Source organism: Peribacillus sp. NPDC101480 (assembly GCF_050277335.1).
In the GTDB taxonomy this organism is placed as follows: domain Bacteria; phylum Bacillota; class Bacilli; order Bacillales; family DSM-1321; genus Peribacillus.
Genome location: NZ_JBNNSB010000001.1, coordinates 1,517,304 through 1,525,666 on the forward strand (window position 1 = coordinate 1,517,304; position 8,363 = coordinate 1,525,666).

At 35.5% G+C, this 8,363-nt stretch carries 6 protein-coding genes; 4 read left to right on the forward strand and 2 right to left on the reverse strand.

The features are described from left to right. Window positions 1–20: 20 nt before the first annotated feature. Window positions 21–1,109, forward strand: coding sequence for a GerAB/ArcD/ProY family transporter (locus tag ACQKMF_RS07545; protein ID WP_402937511.1), 1,089 nt, complete (start codon window positions 21–23; stop codon window positions 1,107–1,109). Window positions 1,110–2,209: 1,100 nt separating this feature from the next. Here ACQKMF_RS07545 and ACQKMF_RS07550 read toward each other — a convergent pair. Beyond that, complete coding sequence (locus ACQKMF_RS07550; protein ID WP_402937508.1) at window positions 2,210–3,031, reverse strand: STAS domain-containing protein; 822 nt, start codon at window positions 3,029–3,031, stop codon at window positions 2,210–2,212. Between the two features lie 342 nt (window positions 3,032–3,373). Continuing rightward, window positions 3,374–3,418, reverse strand: coding sequence for a hypothetical protein (locus ACQKMF_RS07555; RefSeq protein WP_427572437.1), 45 nt, complete (start codon window positions 3,416–3,418; stop codon window positions 3,374–3,376). A 657-nt stretch (window positions 3,419–4,075) separates the two neighbouring features. Between ACQKMF_RS07555 and ACQKMF_RS07560 the strand changes: the two genes are divergently transcribed. The 3 genes from ACQKMF_RS07560 to ACQKMF_RS07570 all read left to right on the forward strand — a co-directional run bounded on the left by ACQKMF_RS07560 (window position 4,076) and on the right by ACQKMF_RS07570 (window position 8,171). Further along, entirely contained in the window at window positions 4,076–5,341 is a 1,266-nt protein-coding gene (locus ACQKMF_RS07560; protein WP_427572371.1) for a benzoate/H(+) symporter BenE family transporter, read from the forward strand. A 761-nt stretch (window positions 5,342–6,102) separates the two neighbouring features. After that, on the forward strand, window positions 6,103–6,561 hold the full coding sequence (locus ACQKMF_RS07565; RefSeq protein ID WP_222619864.1) for an SRPBCC family protein: 459 nt from the start codon (window positions 6,103–6,105) through the stop codon (window positions 6,559–6,561). Between the two features lie 41 nt (window positions 6,562–6,602). Further along, window positions 6,603–8,171, forward strand: coding sequence for a class I adenylate-forming enzyme family protein (locus ACQKMF_RS07570; RefSeq protein ID WP_427572373.1), 1,569 nt, complete (start codon window positions 6,603–6,605; stop codon window positions 8,169–8,171). The last annotated feature ends 192 nt before the right edge of the window (window positions 8,172–8,363 follow it).

The window sequence follows — 8,363 nt, forward strand, 5'->3', positions numbered from 1 at the left end:
ATGATAAGAGGAGGAACCACGTGAAATCATTACTAGACGAACGACATTTAGTATCTTCTTTTTACGTTTTCTTTCTGATCTACACGAATATTATTGGCATAGGAATCATGAGTTTTCAACGAGGTATAACGAAGGACGCAGGTTATGATGCATGGATTTCCATCATTTTATCAAGTATAAGCATTCATATACTAGTTTGGATGGTCTATCGTATTCTTGGAATTGCTAATAATGATGTCATACATGTTCACAAATTTTGCTTTGGAAAATGGATTGGCGGACTGTTCAACATTTTTATGATTTTCTACTTTCTTATATTAGCGTTAATTGTTTTCCGTGTTTATATTGAAGTTGTTCAAGTTTGGCTGTTTCCCTTAATGAAGACCTGGCAAATAAGCCTCATTCTTCTAGTCCTCATTTATTACGTTGTATCCGGTGGATTCCGCGTTATTACTGGAATGTGTTTCTGGGGAACTATCATACCCTTTATTATCCTGTTTCCCCTTAATTTTTTTTCATTGGAATTTGCCAATTTTCACAATTTATTACCCGTCTTTAACCACTCTGTGAAGGAAATCGTATCATCCTCTAAAGCTATGTTGTTTCAGTATGTTGGCTTTGAGACCTTATTCATGTTCTACCCATTAATTAAAAATCCAGACAAATCACAAAAATGGGCCCATTTTGGACTTTTGTTCTCAAGCTTACTTTATCTAATAATAGCACTCATCACATTTGTCTTCTTTAGTGAAGGACAATTAAACCATACAATATGGCCAACATTAGCTCAAATGAAAATTGCGAAATTCCCTCTAATAGAAAGAGTCGAATTTATCGTTGTTTCGATTTGGTTACTTCTCATATTACCCAATATCAGTGTGAAAATATGGGCAGGTTGTCGTGCTATTAAGAAAGTAATAAATGTGAAACAACGTATAAGTCTGTTCATTGTACTGATCCTATTCTTTATTATAGCTAATGTGCTCAAAGAGAGGAGTCAAATAGAGCGATTAAATGAAATGTATTCAAACATTGCTTTTTACTTTGTGTATCTATATATCCCTTTTCTCTTTTTGTACATTCATATTAAGCATAAAATAACTAAGTAGGATAGAAAGCTTCTAGAAACTTATAATACAAACTGGGCAGATCGTTTTGTAAGGATTCAACAGAAAAGGTCTGTAGTTACATTTGAGAAGGTGAACCATTCCAAATCACAGATTTTAAAATGGATAATCGTAAACTAAGTGAGGTTTTAGTTCGCCTTATTGCGTCGGGGATTTTGTCACACTGATGTTCTAACACAAATCAAGCTTACCATTATATAATTCTCCATTGGTTTTTGTAAATTTAGGTATCATAACGCATTTTGGTGGTTGAAGTTAATTAGGGGGTTTGTAGGAATGGGAATAAGTAGGGTAGGTGCAATTATATTTGGAATAAGCCGAAGAATCTTAGTTTTAATATTAATTACAGATTTAAATTAGAAAAGAAAATTGAAGAGAATAATTTGATTGATTAATGATGTGTACTTCTTAAACTAAGAGTGCGATACTTCAATAAGAGGTATCGTATTTTCTAATTGAGCTCCCATAAAAATTAAAAAAGCTCAAAATCCAGAAAAAACCACAGCAAAATAGACACAGTAAAAATGCTTTTTAAAAATAGGCTGAGCCATATGAGTGATCTAATTGAGTTTGGTAAACCGTTAAATAAAAACCTCCAATCATTGCAAATTAAGTAAAGGCTAGCGCGACGATCAAAAAAGGATTAATCTCCCCATGAGTGCTACCCATAAAGGGCGCGACAGTCGATAGTACACCGTAGTCGTCGGAGTCAGACTAACGGATGGGCTCAAAGGCACCATAGTTCAACGACGTTCTTCGCCAGCCATTAAAACATTATCGACACAGAGACCAATTTTCATTCTCTGTGGTGAAACGCTGATTTTTGCGCTTCATAGATGGTAACGGGTGCGTTAGCTGAAAACAGGAGCTGTTTTTAAGGCAGCACATTCTTTGTATACCGGGCATTTTGGTTGAAGAAAAAAATGAATTAATTAGTGTTGAATTAAATACTAAATACCCTAATTATTGCTTATACCAAGGCGTAACTGCCGGGCAGGAACAAATAATTAGACAGTTGGTCAGAATATATTGAATAAGAAAAAAGAGTCGGCAAAGCGACTCTCCTCTAAAATTCTCCGTGTTTAACTTAATAAGAATTTATTCAATGCTTGTTGTAAAGTTCCTAATGTTTGTGCTTTTTCATTTAATCTTATTCCTAAGTTTATCATACTTCTAACCACTTCAGCTCTTAACCCGGTAATCACAGTGGTACATCCCATTAATGAAGTGCCGTCTATAATCTTCATTAAATGATCAATTACTTCGGCCTCGATTTCCATAATTCCAGATAAGTCCATAATCAATGTTTGAATACGCAATTTTCCAATCTCCATTAAAACTTTTTCCTCGAGGATATTCGTTCGGTAAAGATCAACCGCACCAATAAGAGGCAAAATACATATAGTAGGTGTTATTGGGATTATGGGCACCGAAAGATTTTCAACCAATTCTTTTTGAGCCATTATCAACGAATCTTTGTACTGAGAATATGTGATAAAAAAAACATTTAAAAATCTGTCTACCTGATTATTAACTTGTTTTTCTACCGAAAAAAATTCTTCAGTAATAACCTTATTAATTACCTTGTTATATTCTTGTAGGAACCTCCACAAGGTCCTTCGAATTGCTTGCACCCACTCTAATTTGAAAGTTAATGGAATTGCGTGTGTCGCCCAAGCTATACCTTCTTGTGTAGCAAATGATTGAAGCTCCTGTTCTTTAGCCTCAATAATGTATTGAATCAGCCTATGGGCATTATTTACCAGGTCAATATTACCGACCGTTAAAATTTCTTCAATTTTTTCTTTTACATTAGATGCTTCGTTTAATAATGAATTTTCAAAATCCGTTTTATTTTCTTGGATGAATTCCAGTAATTTATATGTATCTAGTGACTCCTTCATAATATAATCCCCCTATTTTTTATATACCAAAACTTTAATTACCCTGTAATTATAATTACTAAACCCGTTTACACTATAAGCTTCTACTTTAAAGGGAAAATGGATGTATTTATGTTAATTAATCTTGTTAAGATTTTCACTTAAACTAACGGGCGTTAGCTGAAGATCAGAGCTGTCTTTAAGGCAGCTTTTTCTTTATTGAACTATCGGGGCAGCATTCCTGTATTAACTGAAATACTAAAAAGATTGAGAAGAAATCTACTTAAACTAACGGGTGCGTTCGTATTATAAGGTCGACCAGTAAAAATGATGTGAACCCAAAAAGTTAGACACTTTATTTACTTAAGCAACCTTGAGGGCATGAACCCGGTAATCTACCGGGCTCATGCCTTTTAATTTTACCTTGATTCGTTGCAAAAGGGTCGTACTACAATGGTATGGGATATCAAAATTGTAGACGAAGAAAAAAAGCTAATATGTAATTACATCGGCTGAGTACCATTTTAGAATGCCTTTAGATATACATGTAACTGATATTTACATAATAATTTATAACTCAATAATTAAAGAAGTTGTCTATTAATACTATGATAAGAAGCTTTGTAATAGGAAAAACCTTTATTACTAGAGTTTGCTCTGATCAAAGCGAGAAGTATGTTTTTCACGTACTGTCAGTAATAGCGTACTAAAGAAGAGGAAAGTTTTGTTTGACAGATTTATTTTGAAATAAGAAAAGTAAGATTTTAAAAGACTGATATATATTAATTGATTATTCTGTTATTAGGGAAGGTTAACTCTACTTCAAATCTTTATAAGATTCTCCTTACCTTTATTTGTAAACGCTTTCTTTTTTTAGGGGGATTTGATTCATAAAATAGGAGGGATGACAACGTGGACGATAAAAGGAAAACGTAAATCTCTGGCCACTATTTCGTTAGCTAATACCAAAAGTAATAGTATTCCGTTTTAGATTCCGTCCTAGGAGTTGGCCAGAGACAGAATCTTTTTCTATCCAATGAGATGATAAAAAAGGAGGTTTCCAAAATGAGTATCGAAAGAGGTACAGACGTTAGGAAAAACATTATGGATTTTTTTGGTAATTTAACTCCCGCTGCTCTTGGAACTGGTTTGGTTGCTGCATTGTTTAGCATTATGGGGCCAGGTTTAATTGTAATGAATTCAGCTAAAGAAGGTAATCTTTCTGTTGAGCAGGCAGTTTCTTGGTTGTTTATTATTTATACGGCGGGAGGTATATTTACGATTTTCTTGTCACTCCGCTATCGTATACCCATTGTGGTGGCCTATAGCATACCTGGTGCAATATTAATAGGCAATGCGTTAAAGCATATACCCTTTAATGAGGCAATTGGTGCATCTATTGTTGCTGGAATAGTAGTTACAATTCTTGGATTGTCAGGGGTAATCAAGAAGGTAATAGAATTAATTCCTCTTCCGGTTATGCTAGGAATGATTGCTGGTGTCCTTCTATCTTTTGGTATCAAAGCAATACAGGCTGTGGTAGAGGCACCAGCAGTTGCAGGGAGTTCTTTTGCAGTCTTCTTCCTCTTAATGGCGATGAAAAAATTCTCAAGAAAATTCCCGCCTATTCTAGGAGCAATAATAATAGGAGGGATAATTGCAACAGCCCTTGGGCAAACGAACTGGGGGTCGATACAACCTTCATTTGCTCATCCTATATTTGTAGTACCTCATTTTAGTATTCAAGCTACATTAGAACTAACGTTGCCCTTAATTATATTGATAATTGGTGTTCAGAATATGCAGGCTGTCGGGGTGCTATTTGCTACAGGATATAAACCTCCTATCAATGCTATGTTTACTATTCCAGGTATTGGTACAATCGTTAACTCTCTTTTTGGAGGACACCCAACTGTTATAGCTGGACCAAGTACTGCAATGGTTTCTAGCGATGCAGCAGGTGAGGATAAAAATTTGAGATATGTAGCGGCAACTTTTGATGGATTACTTTGGATATGTTTTGGTTTAGTAGCGGGGATGGTTATTGCAGTTTCGACGGTGGTTCCTGGTCAATTGCTTTCTGTGCTCGGTGGTCTTGCTATTTTTAACGTGTTTATAAGTACATTTGCCGGGGCTTTCAACGGGAAATTTAAAAATGGAGCCATGGTAGCATTTCTTATAGCCATTTCTAATGTAACAGTATTTACTGTTGGTTCCGCTTTCTGGGCTCTATTGGTAGGATTTGTCGTTTCATTATTACTTGATCGAGAGGACTACAGCAAAGCAAAAAGTAAAATGGATTCAAAAAAAGATGGAGCAAAGATTGCATAGTAATATAAAGGGTTTGGGATTTATGAAACTCCCCTTTGGACTATATCCCTTATATGGGGCAAATTAAAAAGGGGTACTCTATCAGAATAATTGAACTGGAGTCTTTCTTTAATTACCATTGGTTTCTCTCAAATAATAATCGTATTTAAATTGTCTGCCTTTGATGTATTTCATTAACTTTTCACGTGACTTATGATCTCTTTAAGATGACAAAATAATTACTAGTTGAATTATCCTAATATTCTTTTTTGAGACATTGATTATGTTACCTTTAGTTTTTTAAAAGAGGAGGATGTAATGGAAGCCAATGGAGAAATAGAAAATGATATTAGGGTGAAATTGTTATACTAAGCATCTTTCCATTTAAACAGTGAGTAAAAAAATGGAATTACCTAATAGATGACCATATTAATTTATCAGTCAACATATTTGAAGGTATGGGAACATATTGGCATAGTAAGTAACTTTGGCGTAAATTGTATTCTCCAAGGTTATATTAAGCTAAAAAAAGTTAAAAGCCTGTGCAGAATTTCAGAAAGTGAATATTGAATATTCAAAATAATAGGAAATATTTTAAGTGATTTAAACAAGATTTTGAAAATGGAAAGTAAGTTTATAGATTATTATGCTAGTAATGGAAGGTGAAATCACAATTAAAACAATCCATATTATTAATGCAATACTTTTTTTTCATTTATTATTTATCATTATTTGAAACCGTTTTCTTGAAAATGTTGTTAAAGATAGGATAGGAGGAGTTTATGATGGAAGGTAAAGGGAGTTTGAATTTGCCAGCAGGAATTGAAAAGTCTTGGGATGTGTTACTAGATTCAGAGGTGCTTAAGAGATGCATCATGGGGTGCAAAAAATTGGAGTTAGTTGAAGAAAATAAATATGAAGCTGATATATCAATGGGTGTTGCATCAGTGAAAGGTGATTACTCTACAACAATTGAATTAGCGAATATTAATAAACCGATATCTTATCAAATGATCGTTAAAGGTGAGGGGGGGCCTGGAAGCATTGAAGCCGTCGCAGATATTACTCTTGAATCAGTAGATGAAAACAACACTGTTCTCTCTTACAGCTTTGAAGCAGAAGTGGGAGGAAAAGTTGCGATGGTCGGTCAACGAATGCTAGGAGGCGTATCTAAACTGGTTATTAAAGACTTCTTCAAAAAATTTGGGAAAGAATTAAAAAACGCTGAAGTTACCAATTAAATAAGTAATGAACCATCAAGGGGAGAAAGGAGAGATTTTTTATGAATTTAGGTACATTATTGGATTTTGCGGTGGAACGCTATCCAAATCAAATCGCTCTCGTTCAAGGCCTGAAATCTTATACTTATGCCCAATTACAAAAGGAAGTAGAAAAAGTTGCTGCCTCTCTGCAGCGTTTAGGCATTCAAAAACAGGACCGTGTTGTTGTCATCTTAAAGAACAGACAGGAAAATGTTATGGTTTACTGGGCAATACAACAGATTGGTGCAATCTATACTCCAATAAACCACCGCTTATCCGCCAAAGAGGTCGAGTATTGTGTAAACGATTCTGAAGCGAAGGCTATCATCTTTGAATCAACCAGTCAAAGTGCTGTGTCAGGTGCGAACTTTCTCGAAAGACCAATCTTGATTGGTGTTGATAATGATAATGGTGTGGATATTTCTTATCCGGAACTAGTAAACAGAAGCCCAGGAAGCTATCAAAGGCCAATTCTAGATGAGAATGATATATCGATAATGCTATACACATCCGGTACAACAGGACGTCCAAAGGGAGTACCACGAACGCATAGGAATGAATATGCTTCGGCTATGGCACATATCGTCCAAAACCAGTACCAGTTGTGGGAAAGTACATTAGGAGTAATGCCACTTTATCATACAATGGGTGTTCGTTCGTTGCTCTCTATGACTTTTTTAAATGGAAAGTTTGCTCTTTTATCAAACTTAGACTTTGATGCAGGTGAGGCGCTTGAAATTGTAGAAAGAGAAAAAATTTCATCCCTTTATTTAGTTCCGACGCTTTTTCATGATATGTTATCATACCCGGATTTTGGCAGGTATAACCTTACCAAGCTTGAAAAAATCGGTTATGCTGGTGCCGCAATGACCACTACATTAGTAAATCAATGTGTGGAGTTACTTAAACCAAAACTGTTTGTAAATCATTACGGCAGTACGGAGGTATATACGTTTACCATCTGCCCTGAAGTACATAAAAAGCCAGGCAGTGCAGGTAAACCGGGGATTCATCAAAATATTCGCCTGGTAAAAGCAGATCCAGACGGTCATTCTACTCCTGATGATATTGTTGGGAGAGGAGAAGTCGGCGAAATTATTGCGAATCTGAAGTCCGTTGAAGCCTTTAAAGGGTATTGGAATCGACCGGAGGCGACGGATAAAACTATTCGAGATGGCTGGTATTTTACAGGAGATATTGGCTTTATTGATAAAGACGGTGACTTATTCGTTGTTGGCCGGGTTGACGATATGATTATCTCTGGGGGAGAAAACATTCATCCATTAGAAGTCGAGGATTGTCTGACTCAACATCCAAAAGTTAGGGAAGCTACCGTAATTGGGGAGCTTGATGAGCGATGGGGGCAGATTGTTACCGCTTATATTGTTGCTAAAGACGAATCTGTTACAGAGCAGGAACTGGATGAATTTTGCAAGAATATACCCAGTTTATCAAATTTCAAAAGGCCTCGTAAGTATACGTTTGTAAAAGAGATTCCAAAAAGTCCTGTAGGGAAAATTCTTCGCCGTAAATTGCGCGAGGGTGATATTGAGGCACCTCACAATGAAAGTGAAGCTATCAGCCAATAAAAATTTAAAAATAGAAAAGGGGAAATAACAAATGACTATAACAGAACAAACGTATGACCATATTCGGGTAGAGAAAAATGCAGAAAAACAAACGGCAACAATCGTGTTTGATCGTCCAGAGAAAATGAATTATATCAGTATGCTCGGCAGAGAACAGCTGACAGAGATTTTTGATGGTTTGAATCAAGATGA